The organism is Iodidimonas muriae, from assembly GCF_014647255.1.
GTDB classification, from domain to species: Bacteria; Pseudomonadota; Alphaproteobacteria; order Sphingomonadales; family Rhodothalassiaceae; genus Iodidimonas; species Iodidimonas muriae.
Map to the genome: position 1 here is coordinate 15,229 of NZ_BMOV01000007.1, position 18,323 is coordinate 33,551.

An 18,323-nucleotide genomic window follows, 5' to 3' on the forward strand; every position below is an offset into this window, starting at 1 on the left:
CATGCGCAGACTGGTTAGCCTGATTGCCCTTTTGGCACTCCCTATAAGCGCCGTTGCTCAGGAAAAAGACACAGATAAAACATCCGAAAAATGGGATGTGCAGAACCCGCCCGGCACCCATAAGGACGTGCAGATCGATGTGCAGGAAGGCACATGGATGAGTCTGGATGTCAGCCCCGATGGAAAAACCATCGCTTTCGATCTTTTAGGCGATATCTACACCATGCCCAGTACCGGCGGCGAAGCCACCGCCATTGCTTCGGGTCTGGCGTGGGAAATACAGCCGCGCTTCTCTCCCGATGGCAGCAAGATCGCCTTTATTTCTGATCGCGCTGGCGGTGAAAATGTGTGGATCATGGATGTTGATGGCGAAAATCCCCGGCAACTCACCAAAGAAAGCTTCCACCTTTTAAACAATCCATCCTGGAGCCCGGACGGCCAATATATCACCGCCCGCAAGCACTTCACCACACGCCGGTCCTTGGGCACCGGCGAGGTGTGGCTTTATCATGTAAAAGGCGGCACGGGCCTCAAGCTGGTGAAGCGCCCCAATGATCAGTTCCAAAAGGAACAGGGCGAGCCGATTTTCTCCCCCGATGGCCGGTATATTTATTTCACCCGCAATGCGTCGTCGGGCAACCGCTTCATCTATGCCCAGGACAGCAACACCGCTATTTTCGAAATCCGCCGCTATGATATGGAAACCGGCGAGGTGGACACCATCGTTTCCGGCCCCGGCGGGGCTGTGCGGCCCACGCCTTCACCGGATGGGAACTATCTGGCCTTTGTGCGCCGTATCCAGACCCGCTCGGCCTTGTTTTTAAAGGATCTGCAATCCGGGGCGGAATATCCGATCCATGATGATCTGGATCAGGATATGCAGGAAACCTGGGCGACCCAAGGCGTTTATCCCAATATGGACTGGATGCCGGACAGCCGGTCCTTGCTGTTTTGGGCCGGTGGCAAGATCAACCGCATCGATATGGAAAGCCGCACTGTTTCGCAGATTCCCTTCCATGTGGCGGACAGCCGGTCGGTGGTTGCCCCGCCGCGCTTCAAGGTCGAGGTAGCCCCCGATCAAGTAGTCGCAAAAATGGTCCGCTTTGCTGCCCAATCCCCCGATGGCAAGCAGGTGGTATATGAAGCCTTTGGCAAGCTGTGGATCAAGAACGGCGATAATCCACCCCAAAGACTGACCCGCGATGAAGGTGCGCAGTTCGAGCTGTTCCCTGCCTTTTCCCGCGATGGCAAAAACATCGCCTTCGTCACATGGGATGATACGGAACTGGGCCGGGTGCGCATGGTGAAGGCATCGGGCGGAAAATCGAAAATCCTGAATGACCAGCCAGGCCATTATCGCCGTCCGGTATTTTCACCCGATGGGTCCATGCTGGTGGTGGAACGCGGCAAAGGCGGCTATCTCACCGCCGATACATGGTCGATGGAACCGGGGCTTTACCGCCTGTCCATCAAGGGCGGCGAAATGGTGAAAATCACCGATAAAGGCCGCAACGCCCATTTCGGGAAAAGGGGCGACCGTTTGTTCTTCACCACAGACGGCAAAAACCATGAACTGGTCAGCACCACATTGGATGGCCGTGACAAACGCGTCCATGCCAGCGCCAAATATGGCACCGGCTTTGCCGTATCGCCCGATGGCCAATGGCTGGCCTATAGCGAAGGATACCAGATTTACGCCATGCCCTTCCCGCCTTCGGGGAAATTGACGCTTTCGCCGAAAGCAAAAGCAGTCCCCATGACCCGCGTCACCAAATCCGGTGGGGCGTTCATGACATGGTCGGCCGGCAATCAATTGGGCTGGAGCATCGGGCCAAAGTTCCAATCTGTTGACATGACCGATGTGTTTGCCGATGATTTTGCACCATCGGACGACGGGGTGGCACTCGGCATCACAAAGCCCGCCGATAAGCCGCAAGGCATGGTGGCCTTAACCGGCGCGCGCATCATCACCATGAACAAAGACGATGCGGTGATCGAAAATGGCACGATCCTGATTGAAGAAAACCGTATCAAAGCCATTGGCCCGAACGACGATATAAACATTCCCGCAGATGCCAAACGCGTCGATGTTTCAGGCAAAACCATTCTGCCCGGTTTTGTGGACATCCATGCCCATGGCTCCCAAGGCGTGGATGGCATCATCCCGCAACAGAATTGGGATCAGCTTGCCCATCTGGGCTTGGGTGTGACCACGGTGCACGATCCCTCCAACTCAGCCCAACATGTATTTGCAGCCAGCGAATATCAAAAGGCTGGCCTGATCCTTAGCCCCCGCACCTTTTCAACGGGGGAAATCCTTTATGGCGCCAAAAGCGAATATCATGTGGACATCAAAAGCGCCGAAGATGCCCGCAATGCGGTGAAGCGCCTGAAAGCACAAGGGGCGATTTCCGTTAAAAACTATAACCAGCCGCGCCGTGAACAACGCCAGATGGTGGTGGATGCCGCCCGTCAAGAAGGGCTGATGGTGGTCGCTGAAGGCGGCTCACTTTACCATATGGATCTGTCCATGGTTGCCGATGGCAATACAGGCATCGAGCATAATGTGCCCGGCGAGCGCTTTTATGAGGATGTCTTGCAATTCTGGAGCCAGACAGAAGTGGGCAACACGCCCACATTGGTGGTCACCTATGGCGGCTTATCGGCGGAAACCTTGTTCTACCAGCGCGACGATGTATGGACGCACCCGTTATTGAGCAAATATGTGCCGCCCCATGTTTTGGAGCCGCGCAGCATTCGTCGCACCAAAGCGCCCATGCGCGATTATCAAACGCTGTTTGATAGTGTCGCCAATGCCAAACGCCTGATGGATCGCGGTGTCTCCATCCATTCCGGCGCCCATGGCCAACGTGAAGGCATGGGCACCCATTGGGAAATCTGGACCTTCGCGAAGGGCGGCATGACCAATATGGACGCGCTGAAGGCCGCAACCATCAACCCGGCGCGTTATATGGGCATGGATGGGGATATCGGTTCGCTGGAAAGCAACAAGCTGGCGGACCTGATTATTCTGGATAACAACCCCTTAGAGGACATCGAAGCCACCGACGATCTGAATATGATCATGCTCAATGGCAGGCTTTATGATGCTGAAACGCTGGATGAAACCATCACCGGAGACCATGATACAAAGCCGTTTTATTGGCAGAACTAAAAAAGAAGCGGCCATCCCCCGGATCTTATCCGGGGGATGGCGCATAAAAAGCGGGATCGGCACCCAGGCCGCGCCCCTTAGCCCTCGATCTTCGAAAAGTCCGCCACCTGATCCACCGCCGTGCGGATTTGCGCCAGCAAAGCCAGGCGATTTCGGCGCAGTTCGGGATCGTCGGCATTCACCGTTACATCATCGAAGAACGCATCAATGGGGGCACGCAAAGACGCCAAAGCCCGCATGGCTGCGGCGAAATCTTCCAATTCCAGCGCTTTGGCGGCTTCCTTACCGGCAGCACCCAGTTTTTCGAACAATGTCTTTTCATCCAAGCCGTCAAACAATGCCGGGTCTACCGTACCCCAATCGGCGGTTTTGTCTTTCTTGCCCTCGATTTTAAGGATATTGGCGGCGCGTTTATATCCGGCCAGCAAATTGGCTCCGTCATCGGATTTCAAGAACGCATCCAGCGCCGAAACCCGTGCCAAAAGCCGCACCAGATCATCTTCGCCGCCCAATGAGAACACCGCATCGATCAGATCGTGCCGCATGCCCTTTTCGCGCTGCTGCACTTTCAAACGATCCGCGAAAAATTCAAGCAAGCCGTTCGAGGCATCCAGATAATCACCCAGCTTCAACCGTAGCCCGTTTTCCACGATCAGGCGGATCACGCCAAGGGCCGCCCGTCTTAATGCAAACGGGTCTTTGGACCCCGTGGGTTTTTCATCAATGGCGAAGAACCCGGTCAGGGTATCGAGCTTTTCCGCCAATGCCACGCAGATGGAAACCGGATCCTGCGGGCAGCGATCCTCTGGCCCTCTAGGGGCATAATGCTCTTCAATGGCGCGGGCGACATCGGCATGTTCCCCCTGCGCTTCGGCAATTCTGCGGCCCACAAGGCCCTGCAATTCAGGGAATTCCCCCACCATGCCCGTGGTGAGATCGGCTTTCGCAAGAACAGCCGCGCGGCGCACCTGATCGTCCGGGGCTTTCACCGCCATCTGTGCCAAGCGTACAGCCAAAGCCTCGATACGCCCAACCCGTTCGGCCAGCGTGCCCAGCTTTTCATGGAAAATAATGTCGGACAAGGCATCAACACGGTCTTCAAGTGGCCGTTTCAGATCCTGTTCCCAGAAAAACCGCGCATCCGATAAACGGGCCGATAAAACCCGTTCATTGCCCGCCACAATCATCGCGCCATCATCGCTGGCTTCGGTATTGGCCACACAAATGAAGTTGGGGGCCAGTTTGCCGCTTTTCGGATCACGCAAGGAAAAGAACTTCTGATGCACCTTCATAGAGGTAATCAGCACCTCGGCAGGTACAGATAAAAAGGCCGCATCAAAGCGCCCCAAATAAGGGACCGGCCATTCGGTCAAGCCTGCATTTTCATCCAGAAGCGCCGCATCTTCCACCAGTTCCAGCCCGTATTGTGAAGCCAGCGCCTGCGCCCTGTCCTGAATGACCTTCCTGCGATCCTGAGCATCCAAAAGCACATGGGCTGCGTTCAATTTGCTTTGGTAATCTGCAAAATTTTCAACGGAAATGGTGCCTTGGGACAAGAAACGATGGCCACGGGTTTCTTTGCCGCTTTTGATATTTTCCATGGTCACAGGCACCACCTGCCCGTCCAGCAATGCCAATATGGACAAAAGCGGACGCACCCAACGTAGTTCGGATGTTCCGGCACGCATGGATTTGGGCCACGGGAAATTGCGGATGATATCGGGCACGATATCGGCCAATACATCCGCCGTCTTCCGGCCTTTCTGTTCGATTTTGGCGAACAAGAATGTGCCTTTTTTCTCGACACGGTCTTCGATCACCGCCCCTTCGGGCAAAGAGCCCTTGAAGCCGGCAATGGCCCGTTCCGGTGCATCGGCCCGAGGGCCGCGGCGCTCTTCAACCATATCGGGCTGCGTTTCGGGCAATCCTTCCACCACCAGCACCAACCGGCGCGGCGTCACATGGCTGTGCATCGCCACAATCTGCAAATTCGCCGCCTTCAAGGCATCGGCCATCAAGCGCTCAAGATCACCGGCAGCCCGCGCCTGCATGCGCGCAGGAATTTCTTCCGAGAACAGTTCCAGCAAAAACTCAGACATGGGCGGCCTCCTCATGCGCGGCCCAGCCTTCGGCGCACATTTTTGCCAATGCGCGCACACGCCCGATATAGGCCTGTCGTTCCGTTACCGAAATGACCCCGCGTGCATCGAGAAGATTGAAGCTGTGGCTGGCCTTGATACACTGGTCATAAGCAGGCAACACCAAATTCTGCGCAACCAGTGCCGCACATTCCGCTTCCGCATCGCGGAAATGCTGCAACAAAATATCGGTGGACGCATGCTCGAAATTATAAGCGGAAAACTGCTTTTCGTTTTCCAAGAACACCTCGCCATAGCTGACGCCATGCCCATTGAAATCAAGGTCATAGACATTGTCCACGCCTTGCACATACATGGCCAGGCGCTCCAGCCCGTAGGTCAGTTCGCCAGAAACCGGGCGACAATCGATCCCGCCTACCTGCTGGAAATAGGTGTATTGTGTCACTTCCATGCCATCGCACCACACTTCCCAGCCCAGGCCCCATGCCCCCAATGTCGGGCTTTCCCAATCATCTTCCACAAAGCGGATATCATGGCGGTCCATATCAATGCCGATGGCGGCCAAAGACCCCAGATAAAGATCCTGCATATCCGCGGGATTGGGCTTCAAGATCACCTGATACTGATAATAATGCTGCAGCCGGTTGGGGTTTTCCCCATAGCGCCCGTCGGTCGGTCGGCGGCACGGCTGCACATAAGCGGCGCGCCAAGGCTTGGGGCCAAGGCTGCGCAAGGTGGTTGCCGGATGAAAGGTGCCTGCCCCCACTTCCAGATCATAAGGCTGCAAAATCACACAGCCATGTTCTGCCCAATAGCGGTGCAAGGTCAGGATCAGTCCCTGAAAGCTGCGTTTCGGATCGGTGGGATCTAAGGTCATGGAACGGTTCTCGGATATAGTCTAAAGGCGCGCGGACAGTAGGGAGCGCTGCGCTTTGGGTCAAGTCAACGCGAACATGCCAGTTTATAGGCCGAAGCGGTTCCACATCAAACGCGCTTCGATGGCGGCTAAAAGATCATTGGCATAGCCCCCGGCATCCGCATCCGATGCCTGGCTTCCGCCACCGCCAAAGACCCCGGACAACAAGCCTTTACGCGCCGTGATGGTGCGAAATTTCACTTTCTTTCCAAAGCGCTGGCGCAATAATGTGCGCATATCTGCCACCGCATCCACAAGCCCCAATGCCACCGCCTGACGGCCCAGCCAGACATCGCCGCTAAACAGCCCCGGCGCATCCGCTTTCAAGCGACGCCCTCTCCTGTCAATGACGATCTCTTTGAAATAATCATGGATTTGCGCCTGCAGATTTTCGATCCACGTCACATCTTCGGGCTTTTGTGGAGAAAAAGAATCAAGCCGCGCCTTGTTTTCCCCTGCAGTATAAAGCCGCCGGTCAATACCCACTTTTTCCATCAAGCCGGTAAAGCCGAACCCGGCAGCCACCACGCCAATCGAGCCGATGATGGATGCTTCATTTACGAAAATCTCGTCTCCGGCGAGGGCCAGCATATAGCCGCCCGATGCCGCTACATCTTCGGTAAAGGCCAATACGGGCACATCTTTTTCCCGCGCCAGATCACGGATCCGTTGCAGAATCTGGGCTGATTGCACCGGCGATCCGCCCGGCGAATTGATCACCAATGCCACCGCTTTCAATCCGCTTTGGGAAAAGGCCTCGTCAATCTGCGGGGCGGCAGAAGAAAATGTAACGCCGGGCTTGAAGCGGCTGTTCATGCCGATCGGCCCCGTGAAGCGCAAAACGCTGACAACGGGCCGCCCGCGTCCGATCAATCTGCCGAAAAAGCTCACCTTTATACACTCCCTATTGGCCATAACAGTGCCCAAAGGCAGTCATAGCCCGTTCGGGACATGCAAATAAAGGGGCATCGCATATCCGGCAGGGATTGAACGCCCTAACGCTGGGGGTGCATCAACCGCGACCAACCGGCCCGGCTCAAATCAATATTCCGGGCATCGCGCAACACCGCTTCTGTCTGCTCTGAAAACGCCCCGCCGGGATCGTGCAACACCAGACCCGGCATGTGCATCGCCGTGCCTTTCATGGCTTTTCTGGCTTGTACGATCACCCGTTTGGCGGGCAATCCGGCTTTCGGCCATAAGGGGAAAACAGCCATTTCCCCCGCCCGCCCATAAAGCAGCGCAATCAGTTCATCCAGCCGGTCCGCCCGATGAATAAAGCTGACGGTGCCTTTATCGCACACCATATCAAGGCAAAAGTGCACCCAATCGCCCAAGACTGCATCCTGATCGATAAAAGCGCGGGCGCGGGTTTTTGTGGGCGGCGCAAAACACGTACGCTCTTCAAAATACGGGGGATTGGCCATGGCATGGTGAAATTGCCCCCGTCCAAGAATGGCCGGCCGGTCGGTCACATTGGCGTTTAGAAAGGCCACCCGATCTTCAAAGCCATTCAACGCCGCATTGCGCTTTGCCAAATCCACCATATCAGGATCGATATCTATGCCGGTAAGTGCCACATCGGGGCAGCGTGCCGCCACGCAAAGGGCCGCGCCGCCGCTTCCCGCCCCGGCTTCGATCACCCGCTCCCCGGGCCGAGGAGCCATCACGGACGCCAGCAAAACCGTATCGATACTAACCCGAACGCCGCGATGAGGCTGCAACAGACGCACGCGCCCACCAAGCAAAAGATCTTCCGTCAGCCCTTCGGCATTGACCTTATGGAGCGCCATATATGGTCCGTTTGCCCCCTTTGATCCGGATTCGCCACATCATCCATGGTGCCAGGATGCCAGACATCTTATGCCTCTTCCTTCCCCAGGTCCTTTTCCAGACCGGCCTCCACCAGCAAGTCCCGCGCTTTTTTGTAATCCCCGTCCATCACCATCAACCGACGCGGAATCGCCCCGATACTGCCTTCAATGATGCTGACATTGCGATCAAACAGATCACAATCGATTTTGGCATCCTTCAACAAAGATTGAGCATAAGAGAGAAGAACGGGGTTTGTCGTCGTCAACAAGGTGCGCACAGAACCTCCTGATGGGCAAAAGACAGGCATGAAGGAACGAATAGCCCGCCGGTTTCGTTCAAAAAACAAGGGCTTGAACAGTCACCATTATAGCCAGATTCGCCGCCCCCGGCAAAGCTGTGATCTAAATTGAAATGGAAAGCACTTGTTTTGCACGGCCACCCCCTCCTATTTTGCCTGCACGTGCTATGACTTTCCTGCACATACTGTCATAAGATGCATCCAGCATCACCGATATATCAGCGGATCAGCCCAAGGAGACACCGTGGCTCATATTGCGTCAATCGATAAGCACAGAAAAGGTCATGGTGCCACATCTGTCGATGAGGCGCTCGACAGCTTGCAAGCGCTGGTCACCGAAGATATGGCGCGGGTCAATGAAACCATCCTCGCACGGATGCACAGCCCCGTTGCCCTTATTCCGCAACTGGCCGGTCATCTGATCGCTTCGGGTGGCAAACGCCTGCGCCCCATGCTCACGCTCGCGGGCGCACGGCTTATTGGCTATGAAGGCACCCGCCACACCAAACTCGCCGCCTGTGTGGAGTTCATCCATACCGCCACCTTGCTGCATGATGATGTGGTGGATGACAGCGATCTGCGGCGCGGCAAGGATTCGGCCAATGTGCTGTGGGGCAACAAGCCCAGCGTTTTGGTGGGGGACTTTTTGTTCTCCCGCGCGTTTGAACTGATGGTGGAAGATGGCTCTTTGAAGGTCTTGCGCCTGCTTAGCCATGCCTCTTCGGTGATTGCCGAAGGCGAAGTGCTGCAATTGTCCATCTCGAATGATCTGGAGACACCGGAAGAATCCTATCTTCAAGTGATCGAAGCCAAAACCGCAGCCCTGTTCGAAGCAGCAACCCAAATCGCCGCCGTGGTGGGGGAACGCCCGGAAAATGAAGAAATGGCGCTGGCAAGCTTTGGCCGCAATTTCGGCATCGCCTTTCAGCTTGTGGATGATGCCCTTGATTATTCCGCCCATCAGGCAACCCTTGGCAAATCTGTGGGCGATGATTTCCGCGAAGGCAAAATTACCCTGCCGGTGATCTTAGCGTATCGTCGGGGCTCGGAAGAAGAACGGGTCTTTTGGAAACGCACCATCGAGGATATGGATCAAAAAGACGGTGATCTGGGCCATGCCTTGGCCCTGATGGACAAGCACGGGGCCATCACCGACACCATCGAGCGTGCCCGGCATTATGGGGCCATTGCCCGCGATGCACTGGCCATTTTCCAGGATAGCAAAACCCGGCAATTGCTGAATGATATTGTGCGCTTCTGTGTGGAGCGTGCCTATTAAACTCCAGCATCCGGACCCTATGCTGAAAACAAATAAACGCGAGGGCTTGCATCGACCTTAAAGCCCCGCTATATAGCCGATCCTGCGTTTCTGTCGGGGAGTAGCTCAGCCTGGTAGAGCACTGTGTTCGGGACGCAGGGGCCGGAGGTTCGAATCCTCTCTCCCCGACCAAATCAAGAAAAGGCTCAGCCAGATATGGCTGAGCCTTTTCTTTTACATCCTGCCCAAAGCCAGCGAAAGAATGCATATTGCGGGGATATATCAGCCCCTTCATGCGGATCTCGCGCAAAGGTCACTTATCCGGCAATACAGCCAGTAACAAAAAAAACCGCCCTTTTGATGGGCGGTCAAAGTGAGGGGATTGTGGTCAGTTTTTAACGGTGGCGATCTTTATATTTCCGTTCGAACTCTTCGAGTTCATGCTCGGCCTGTAGTTTGGACCGCCCATATTTTTCCTGAATTTTACCGGCCAATTTTTGGCGATTGCCTTCAATCTGATCCAATTCATCGTTGGTGATCTCGCCCCATTTGGCCTGTACATCACCTTTGATCTGTTTCCATTTTCCCTCAAAGATATTCTTTTCCATAACAGCCTCCATCACTGAGAACGCGGATACTTCATCTAACGCTTAGGTGAATGATAAGTTCCGGTGACTGCCAAAAATAATTACGACTTATTTCTGGAAATATGTGAAGGCCATCTTGTTTTTAAGGGAATAATCGAAGAGCGCGTTCGCCTAGCGGAACATCAAAAGCGGTACGAGACAAGTGCGGATCAACGCTGTGGTGGTCGAGCCGACGATCAATTGGCGCACGCGGGAATGGCCATAAGCCCCCACCACCAGAAGGTCGATGCCATCCTTGGCTACGGTTTTGGAAATGACCGTTTCCGCATCACCCGCTTCAAGACTGGCCGCCACATTCACTCCGGCAGCCTTCAGCTTTTCCTGTGCGGCGTGCAAAGAGGACAGGTGCGCGTCCGTATTGGCGCCCACCATCAAAAGATGCACAGACAAGCCCTTCAGCAAGGGCTTTTCAATGGCATGGCTGATGGCCTTTTCCGCGCTGGGGCTGCCATCATAGGCAATCAGCACCCGTTTGATGGGCTTGAAAGCGCGCGAGGCCACCAGAACCGGACGGGCGCTGGCGCGAATAACCCGTTCCAGCTTTCCCCCCAGATGAAGATGATCGAAATCGGCAGAATGGCCGCGCTTGCCGATCACAATCAACCGCGTATGCGCCTCCAGATCGTGCAGGGCTTCCACCAAGGTGCCGTGGCGCAGAGTGCTTTGAACATCCGCCACACCCTTGTCACGCAAATACTGAACCGCATGATCGAGAATGGCCCGGCCCTGTATTTGCGCCACTTTTGCCTGTGCCGCGTCCAGATCCGCCAGATGGGTAAGCAAGTCTTCACGCTCGTCCACCCGCATGGCACCACTGAAATCCACGCTGCCTGATGCCGGACGCTTTTGATCCAGAACATGGAGCGCCTCGACCCCCGCCTCGATCCGCCTTGATGCCCATGCGGCATGGTCGTAAACGCTGGTGGCATAGCCTGATCCGTCGGTGCAGGCGATGATATGGGGGGTCTGGTTTGTCATAGGATGGATCTCACCGGCTTATGAGCTTCAATGGGCAGAAAGGTCGTCGGCGACACCGGGCTTATCATGCACCGCCAAACTATCCACCAGCGTTGTGCTGGCCTCATTCAGCCCGACAACCGACACATCGGTGCCTTCACGGCGGAATTTCAAGACCACCTTATCAAGCGCGGCGACCCCGCTCAAATCCCACATATGGGCGCCAGTCAGATCAATGGTCACCCGTTCCAGCACTTCGGTAAAATCAAAGGCTTTTTGAAAACTGTCAGCAGAGGCGAAAAACACCTGTCCTGTCACCTTATAGCGGCGATGGCGACCATCGGCATCAAGCAGCGAAGTCACATGAAACAAGCGCGATACCTTGCGGGCAAAAAACAGCGCCGACATCAACACACCGGCCATAACACCCTTTGCCAGATCATGGGTCGCCACCACAACCGCCACCGTTGTCAGCATCACAAGGCTGGAGCTTTTGGGATGCACCCGCAAATTCCGGAATGACGACCAGGAAAAGGTGCCGATAGAAACCATGATCATCACCGCAACCAAGGCCGCCATGGGAATACGGCGCACCCAATCCCCCAAAAGCAGGATCAGAATCAGCAAGAACACGCCGGCCACAAGCGTAGAAAGACGCCCGCGCCCACCGGATTTTACATTGATCACCGATTGGCCGATCATCGCACAGCCGGCCATGCCGCCAAAAAGTCCGGAAACGATATTGGCAATGCCCTGCCCCGCCGCTTCACGGTTTTTATCGCTGCCGGTGTCGGTAAATTCATCCACAATGCTGGCGGTCATCAAGGATTCCAGCAAGCCCACCACTGCCAATGTCAGCGATACGGGAAGAATGATCTGCACGGTTTCCCAATCAAGCGGAATATCGGGCAGCAAAAAGACCGGCAAGCTATCGGGCAATTCCCCCATATCGCCCACTGTGCGCACATCAAGGCCCATCACCGCTACAAAACCGGTGATGACGATGATACACACCAAAGGCGATGGCACAGCCCGCGTCAGATAAGGAAACAGATAGATAATGCCCAATCCGGCAGCCAATAAAATATAGGTCATGGGCGGCACATCAATCAGTTCGGGCAATTGCGCCATGAAAATCAGAATGGCCAGCGCATTCACAAAGCCCGTCATCACCGAACGGGAGACGAATTTCATATAACCGCCCAGCTTCAAGGCACCGAAAACAATCTGGATAACGCCCGTCAGAATCGTGGCCGCCAGCAGATATTGCAGTCCGTGATCCGCCACCAGATCCACCATCACCAAAGCCATAGCCCCGGTGGCGGCAGAGATCATCCCCGGACGCCCGCCGGCAAAAGCGATCACAACGGCGATACAGAAAGAGGCATAAAGCCCCACCTTCGGGTCCACACCGGCAATGATGGAAAAGGCAATGGCTTCAGGAATCAGGGCCAAAGCCACCACCAGCCCGGCAAGACTATCTGCGCGAATATTATCGAACCAATCTGCCTTCAGGCGATCCAGCATAAGCGTCTCTTGTTCCATATGATGATCTGTTCATGCGCGCTTTATGAAAAAAGCACCCCGAAAGGGGTGCGTCATATGGGCGGCATGCTAAAGATATTGCACTGCAACATAACCCGTGCAGCCCGCTTCCCTAGGCGCTTGCGGCCAAAAACGCAAGGACGAATTTCTTATCCCCAAGGACCACCCTTCAAGATTGCGTCACATGGCCGCTTGGCTGGCCAGCCATAGCGCAAGCTCTGCTTTTTCCGCATCACTCATAAACAGGCCCCGCTTGGTTCTGCGCCATAAGATGTCTTCTGCCGTAACGGCCCATTCCTCTGACCGCAGATAAACGACTTCCGCCTCATAAAGCCCGGCACCGAAATCGCGGCCCATATCAGACAAGGCGGATTTATCGCCCAGAAACCGCCAAACAAGCGTGCCATAACTGCGCACATAGCGCTGCGCGACATCCGCAGGCAGCCACGGGCAGCGCTCTTCGATTTCGGCACGCAATATGGCCTGTGTTTCAAAATCCCCACCGGGAAGCAAAGCGGTGGCGGTGGAAGACTCTGGCAAATTGGGAAATAGAGCCTCCAGCATGTCCACTGCCGTGCTGGATAATTCGCGATAGGTGGTGATCTTGCCGCCAAACACCGACAATAATGCCGGCGCCCCATCGTCATGTTCAAAAGCCAGATAATATTCCCGCGTCACCGCCGATGGATTGTCGCTCTCATCATCCAGCAAGGGCCGCACGCCGCTATAGCTCCACACGATATCGGAAACCGCCATTTGCTTTTTAAAATAGCGGTTGACCACCCCGATCAGATAGCTCCGTTCCGTATCGTCGATGGCGGCGTCTTCCGGGCAGCAAAAGATTTCCTGATCGGTGGTTCCAATCAAGGTGAACATCCCTTCATAGGGGATGGCGAAGATCACCCGTCCATCATCATTTTGCAGGATATAGCATTGCGCCCCCTCAAACAGACGCGGCACCACAATATGGCTGCCCTTTACCAGACGGATATGTTTGGGCGGTGTTTGGTGCAAACTATCTTCGATAAAACTTTGCACCCAAGGACCGGCAGCATTGACCATAGCCCGTGCCTGAATCTCGGTTTTGGTGTCGTGCGCCTGATCATGCAGCACCGCTTGCCACAGATCGCCTTGCCGCACGGCCTGCACGCAACGGGTCCGGGTCAGGATGGTGGCCCCGTGTTCACGGGCGGCCATCGCATTCAGCACCACAAGCCGTGCATCATCCACCCAGCAATCGGAATATTCAAAGCCCTTTTTGATCTCTGGCTTCAAGGGGCTATCAGGCCCAAAGCGCAGCCCTTTCGAGCCGGGAAGTGTCGCCCGCCGCGCCAGATGGTCATAAAGAAACAAGCCGATACGGATCATCCATGCCGGACGCAAAGACGGCAGATGTGGCAAGCGAAAGCGCATGGGCCAGATGATGTGCGGGGCGGCCTTCAAAAGCACTTCACGCTCGCGCAGGGATTTGGCCACAAGCCCGAAATCATAGTGCTCCAGATAGCGGATGCCGCCATGAATCAACTTGGAACTGGAAGATGATGTGGCACTGGCCAGATCGTCTTGCTCGCACAACAACACCGACAAACCCCGCCGGGCAGCATCGGCAGCGATGCCCGCGCCATTGACACCGCCCCCCACCACAAGAAGGTCAACAGTCTCCATGGATTTGTTCATCCTTCTCCGCCCTTCATTCAGCCGCTTGGAAATAATTCTAGATCCAGACTACAGCCCCGATGGCACATCCCATAAGGAACACCGTTTGCCCCACCACCAACGCTAGATGGCGCGCGCCCAATGCTGTCATGGCCTTGATCGAGGTTTTCACCCCAAGTGCTGCGATAGCCGCCACAAGCAGCCAGCGCGATGCTTCTGTCATGGTTTCAGCCAGAACAACGGGCACGAATCCAAGGCTGTTCAAGGCTAAAATCACGCCAAAGGCAATGGCAAACCCCGGAACAGCCATGCGCCCCCTGCGGCCGGTGCCTTGATTGCGATAGGCAAAGGCAATGGCCAGAACCACAATCGGCAACAGGCTGACACGCAACATCTTCACATAAGTTGCCACATCGCCGGCTTCTTCGGAAACCGCATAGCCCGCCCCCACCACTTGGGCCACATCATGGATGGTCGCCCCCAGCAAAATCCCCATATCGGTATCCGACAGCCCCAATGCCGCAAACAGGATCGGATAAACGATCATGGCCATGGTAGAAAGCGTCGTCACCGCAATCACCGTAAACAGCGTGTCTTGCTCGCTGTCTTTTGGAGGTAACACGGCGGCAATGGCCAAGGCTGCAGACGCCCCGCAAATCGCCACCGCCCCACCGGTGAGAATACCCAAGCGCAGGCTGCGCCCCATCAGCCGCGAAAACACCAGGCCAAAAAGAATGGTGCCAAGCACCAGAACCGGCACAGTGATCACCGGAGCAATGCCAAGGCTGGTGATCTGCCCCGCCGTTACCCGTGCGCCCAAAAGCGCCACACCGATACGCAACAGCCGTTTGGCCGTAAAATCAATTCCGGCAATGCATTTTCCATCTTCTGCCAGAAAATGGAAGGCCATGCCCAACAACAAGGCAAACAACATCACCGGCGCGCCATAATGCTCGGATAAAAAGGTCGCCGCCGCCGCAATGGTGAAACACAGAGCCAAACCGGGCAAAAGCTGTTTGAAGCGATCCACGCCCCCGCCCATCGCGCCCGCCAGTTTCATCCATTCACCCCTTCCGGTTGTTTTCTGGGGTGGCCATGTCCTCTTGCCCCCAACAGTCCCACAGACTGACGATAAAATCGTTTTTTCTCAAGGCCAAAGCTGCGCCGCACACGCTCATTATAAATAAGGAGCCTCCTCAATGCCGGACGTCAGAATAGCGTGATCCCTGTTCAGGGCCCAAACGAGAATATGGTTATGATTTTTTGATGTTGGTCATGGCTTTGGCCAAGGGTTTCTCTTTACGATACACTGTCGCCCAAGGAGGCTTCCGTGGAAATTGATGAAGTCATTTCTTTTCTAAAACGACATGCGCCCTTTGATGCCCAGTCGGCGGATCATATCGCCTCCCTCGCCCGCAAAATCGAGGTGCGCTATTTTCCGCGCGGAACGGTGATTATTGATGTCGGTAAAGAAAACCGGGCATTGAGTATCGTGCGATCTGGCGCGGTCGAGCTGCGATTGGGCGGAACGGACCTCAATCACCGATTGGGCGAAGGCGGTGTCTTTGGATATTTATCGCTCCTGCACCATGAACTCACCCGCAATAAGGTGATCGCTCTGGAAGATTGCCTGATCTATCAGCTTCCCAAAGAGGATTTCCTGAAATGGCTGAAACATCATGAATCACTAAGGATATTTTTCGCCAAAGACGATGCCGAACGGCTGCACCGGGCGGTGGAAGGTCTGCACCGGACGGAAAATGGCTATGGCGATGCGGGAATGATTGCGGTGAAGCTTGAAACCCTGCTACGCCGCAAGGACGTGGTGACCGCAAGCCCGAACGACACGATCCGTGATGCGGCAAAGCGGATGGCGCAAGCGGATGTTTCCACTTTACCGATAACCCATCAGGGCAAGCTGGTGGGGATAATGACAGACAAGGATCTGCGCCGCCGTGTCCTGGGTCAGGAAATTCCTTTGGACGAGCCGGTGTCCAGCGTGATGACACCCGATCCGATCACGATGACATTGGACGATGGCTTGCTGTCTGCGATGCTCGTTATGTCCCAGAAAAATATCCACCATTTTCCCATTGTCGATAGTGCAAACCAGATTGTCGGTGTGATCAGCTCCAGCGATCTGCTCAATCGCTTCGGCATGAATGCCCTTCAGGTGGTGGCAGAGATTAAAGCAGCCCCCGATGCCGCCACTGTCGCCATAGCGGCCCAGCGCGTGGGAGCGGTTTTAACCAATTTGATCGAATCCGGCGTTGATGCCGATCATATCGCGCGCTTCGTTTCCAATATCGGAGAGACAACCCATCGTCAGTTGCTCAAATTGGCGGAAGACCAATTGGGGCCGCCTCCGGTTCCTTATGCTCTTGTTGTTTTCGGATCGCTTGCCCGCCAAGAACAAGCGGGCGGATCAGATCAGGACAACGGCTTTGTTCTTGATGATCGCTATAATCCTGCCGAGCACGCGCCCTATTTCGAGCAGCTTGCGACCCTTTTGTGCGACGGGCTGAACAGTGCAGGCTATATCTATTGCCCCGGCGATATTATGGCGACCAACGAGAAATGGCGGCAACCGCTGGCCGTCTGGAAAGACCGTTACCGCAACTGGATCGAAAAACCCGATCCCGAAAATGTCCTCAACACCACGATTTTCTTCGACATGCGGTGTGTGGCCGGTGAAGAGGGGCTTGTGGATATTCTCCGTGCCCAAATTTTTGAATGGAGCAGCGCAAACAGGATTTTTCTGTCTTTCATCGCGCGGGCAGCATCGAACACAAAAGTCCCCTTGGGGTTTTTCCGCAATTTCCTTTTGCAACATGATGAAAAGGAAGGCCATGTGCTTGATCTGAAGCATCAGGCCATCGCACCGGTGGTGGACATTGCCCGCGTTTATGCGCTCGCGCTTGGACTGGCAGATGTGAACAGCAAAGAGCGCCTGAAAATGGCGGTCGAGCGGGGAAGTCTGGGTCCGGAAGAAGCCTCTAACCTCATTGATTGCTTTGAATTTATCCACAGCGTCCGCTTTCGGCACCAATCCAATCAGATCAAACGCGGCGAGCCCCTCACAAACAATCTTTCCCCCACGTCACTGTCCCGGTTCGAGCGGGAGCATCTGAAAGATGCATTCCGCATAATCCGTAATCATATGGACAGAATCAGTCGCACATATGCGGGTGGAATCCAGTGAAGCTGGATTGGCAAAACTGGTTTTATAAAAAGCATTTTGCGCAGCATTGGGAGCGCGCAAAAAAGGCGGCAAAATCCACGCCCATGGACCATTATTATGATGCCCTATTGCCAGAGGACATGTTGCTTGATGACACGCCGCTGGTGGCGCTTGATTTTGAAAGTGACGGGCTGAAAAAAGACGCCCAGTTGCTGGAAGCCGGCTGGGTACGCATCATTGATCGGGCGGTAAAGCTGAAAACGGCGCAGCAGCTCCGAATTCAGGCAGGAAGCCGGTTACAGGAAGCCGCTGTCATCATTCACCGCATTACCGACGATGCCGCAGCAAAAGGACAACAGGAAGCAGATGTTCTGGCCTTGCTGCTGGAAACGCTAAAAGGATCTGCGATCGTTGCTCATGGGGCAGCGGTCGAGCATGCATTTCTGAATACCGCCTGTTTGCGCAATTTTGGCGTTCCCTTTGTCGGGCGGTTTATTTGCACCATGCACCTTGAGAAACGGTGGTTCCCGAAACAGCGAACAGCCGATGGCCTGCGTCTGGGCAAATTGCGCGCGCAATATGGTCTCCCTTCATACCGCGCCCATGATGGCCTGACCGATGCCATTGCTTGTGGTGAATTGTTTCTTGCCCAATGCGCGCGCCGCAAAGTTGAAAATCTGTTGCTCAAAGACGTTCTTATGAAGGGCTAAAGCCTTCTTCATGCGCATATTAGACGAAAGTCGCTCTATGAAATTTCTCTATCCTCTTTAGCCTCA

The 18,323-nt window shown here is 55.1% G+C and carries 14 protein-coding genes and 1 tRNA gene; 5 read left to right on the forward strand and 10 right to left on the reverse strand.

From position 1 onward, the window contains the following. Position 1 precedes the first annotated feature (1 nt). Entirely contained in the window at positions 2–3,175 is a 3,174-nt protein-coding gene (locus IEX96_RS10115) for an amidohydrolase family protein (protein ID WP_150005525.1), read from the forward strand. A gap of 77 nt (positions 3,176–3,252) precedes the next feature. On the opposite strand, the gene glyS is transcribed toward IEX96_RS10115, so the two are convergent. The 5 genes from glyS to IEX96_RS10140 all read right to left on the reverse strand — a co-directional run bounded on the left by glyS (position 3,253) and on the right by IEX96_RS10140 (position 8,282). Then, complete coding sequence (gene glyS / locus IEX96_RS10120) at positions 3,253–5,274, reverse strand: glycine--tRNA ligase subunit beta (RefSeq protein ID WP_150005524.1); 2,022 nt, start codon at positions 5,272–5,274, stop codon at positions 3,253–3,255. Continuing rightward, positions 5,267–6,151 carry a glycine--tRNA ligase subunit alpha gene (locus IEX96_RS10125; RefSeq protein ID WP_188873875.1) on the reverse strand — a complete coding sequence of 295 codons (885 nt, stop codon included), beginning with the start codon at positions 6,149–6,151 and terminating at the stop codon, positions 5,267–5,269. The genes glyS and IEX96_RS10125 overlap by 8 nt, the downstream gene beginning before the upstream one ends. An 84-nt stretch (positions 6,152–6,235) precedes the next feature. Continuing rightward, positions 6,236–7,081, reverse strand: a complete 846-nt coding sequence (locus tag IEX96_RS10130; protein ID WP_229773663.1) for a S49 family peptidase — start codon at positions 7,079–7,081, stop codon at positions 6,236–6,238. A gap of 104 nt (positions 7,082–7,185) precedes the next feature. Continuing rightward, positions 7,186–7,983: a tRNA1(Val) (adenine(37)-N6)-methyltransferase gene (locus IEX96_RS10135; RefSeq protein WP_150005522.1), complete on the reverse strand. Its 798-nt coding sequence runs from the start codon at positions 7,981–7,983 to the stop codon at positions 7,186–7,188. 68 nt (positions 7,984–8,051) lie between these two features. Further along, positions 8,052–8,282, reverse strand: a complete 231-nt coding sequence (locus tag IEX96_RS10140) for a putative signal transducing protein (RefSeq protein WP_150005521.1) — start codon at positions 8,280–8,282, stop codon at positions 8,052–8,054. A 265-nt stretch (positions 8,283–8,547) separates the two neighbouring features. Between IEX96_RS10140 and IEX96_RS10145 the strand changes: the two genes are divergently transcribed. Continuing rightward, positions 8,548–9,582 carry a polyprenyl synthetase family protein gene (locus IEX96_RS10145; protein WP_229773664.1) on the forward strand — a complete coding sequence of 345 codons (1,035 nt, stop codon included), beginning with the start codon at positions 8,548–8,550 and terminating at the stop codon, positions 9,580–9,582. A gap of 94 nt (positions 9,583–9,676) precedes the next feature. Further along, a tRNA-Pro gene (locus tag IEX96_RS10150) sits at positions 9,677–9,753 on the forward strand. Between the two features lie 203 nt (positions 9,754–9,956). On the opposite strand, the gene IEX96_RS10155 is transcribed toward IEX96_RS10150, so the two are convergent. The 5 genes from IEX96_RS10155 to IEX96_RS10175 all read right to left on the reverse strand — a co-directional run bounded on the left by IEX96_RS10155 (position 9,957) and on the right by IEX96_RS10175 (position 15,426). Next, positions 9,957–10,169, reverse strand: coding sequence for a CsbD family protein (locus tag IEX96_RS10155; RefSeq protein ID WP_150005519.1), 213 nt, complete (start codon positions 10,167–10,169; stop codon positions 9,957–9,959). A 150-nt stretch (positions 10,170–10,319) separates the two neighbouring features. Beyond that, positions 10,320–11,186, reverse strand: a complete 867-nt coding sequence (locus IEX96_RS10160; RefSeq protein WP_150005518.1) for a universal stress protein — start codon at positions 11,184–11,186, stop codon at positions 10,320–10,322. 27 nt (positions 11,187–11,213) lie between these two features. Continuing rightward, entirely contained in the window at positions 11,214–12,692 is a 1,479-nt protein-coding gene (locus IEX96_RS10165) for a SulP family inorganic anion transporter (protein ID WP_188873910.1), read from the reverse strand. Positions 12,693–12,890: 198 nt separating this feature from the next. Then, positions 12,891–14,375 carry a glycerol-3-phosphate dehydrogenase gene (gene glpD, locus IEX96_RS10170; protein ID WP_229773665.1) on the reverse strand — a complete coding sequence of 495 codons (1,485 nt, stop codon included), beginning with the start codon at positions 14,373–14,375 and terminating at the stop codon, positions 12,891–12,893. Between the two features lie 49 nt (positions 14,376–14,424). Next, positions 14,425–15,426 (reverse strand): YeiH family protein, encoded by a 1,002-nt coding sequence (locus tag IEX96_RS10175; RefSeq protein ID WP_229773666.1) that lies wholly within the window; start codon positions 15,424–15,426, stop codon positions 14,425–14,427. Positions 15,427–15,696: 270 nt separating this feature from the next. On the opposite strand from IEX96_RS10175, the gene IEX96_RS10180 reads away from it, so the two are divergent. Beyond that, positions 15,697–17,568, forward strand: coding sequence for a DUF294 nucleotidyltransferase-like domain-containing protein (locus IEX96_RS10180; RefSeq protein WP_150005516.1), 1,872 nt, complete (start codon positions 15,697–15,699; stop codon positions 17,566–17,568). Beyond that, a complete protein-coding gene (locus IEX96_RS10185; RefSeq protein ID WP_150005515.1) occupies positions 17,565–18,257 on the forward strand; it encodes an exonuclease domain-containing protein in 693 nt (230 codons plus the stop codon). Before IEX96_RS10180 ends, IEX96_RS10185 begins: the two co-directional genes overlap by 4 nt. The last annotated feature ends 66 nt before the right edge of the window (positions 18,258–18,323 follow it).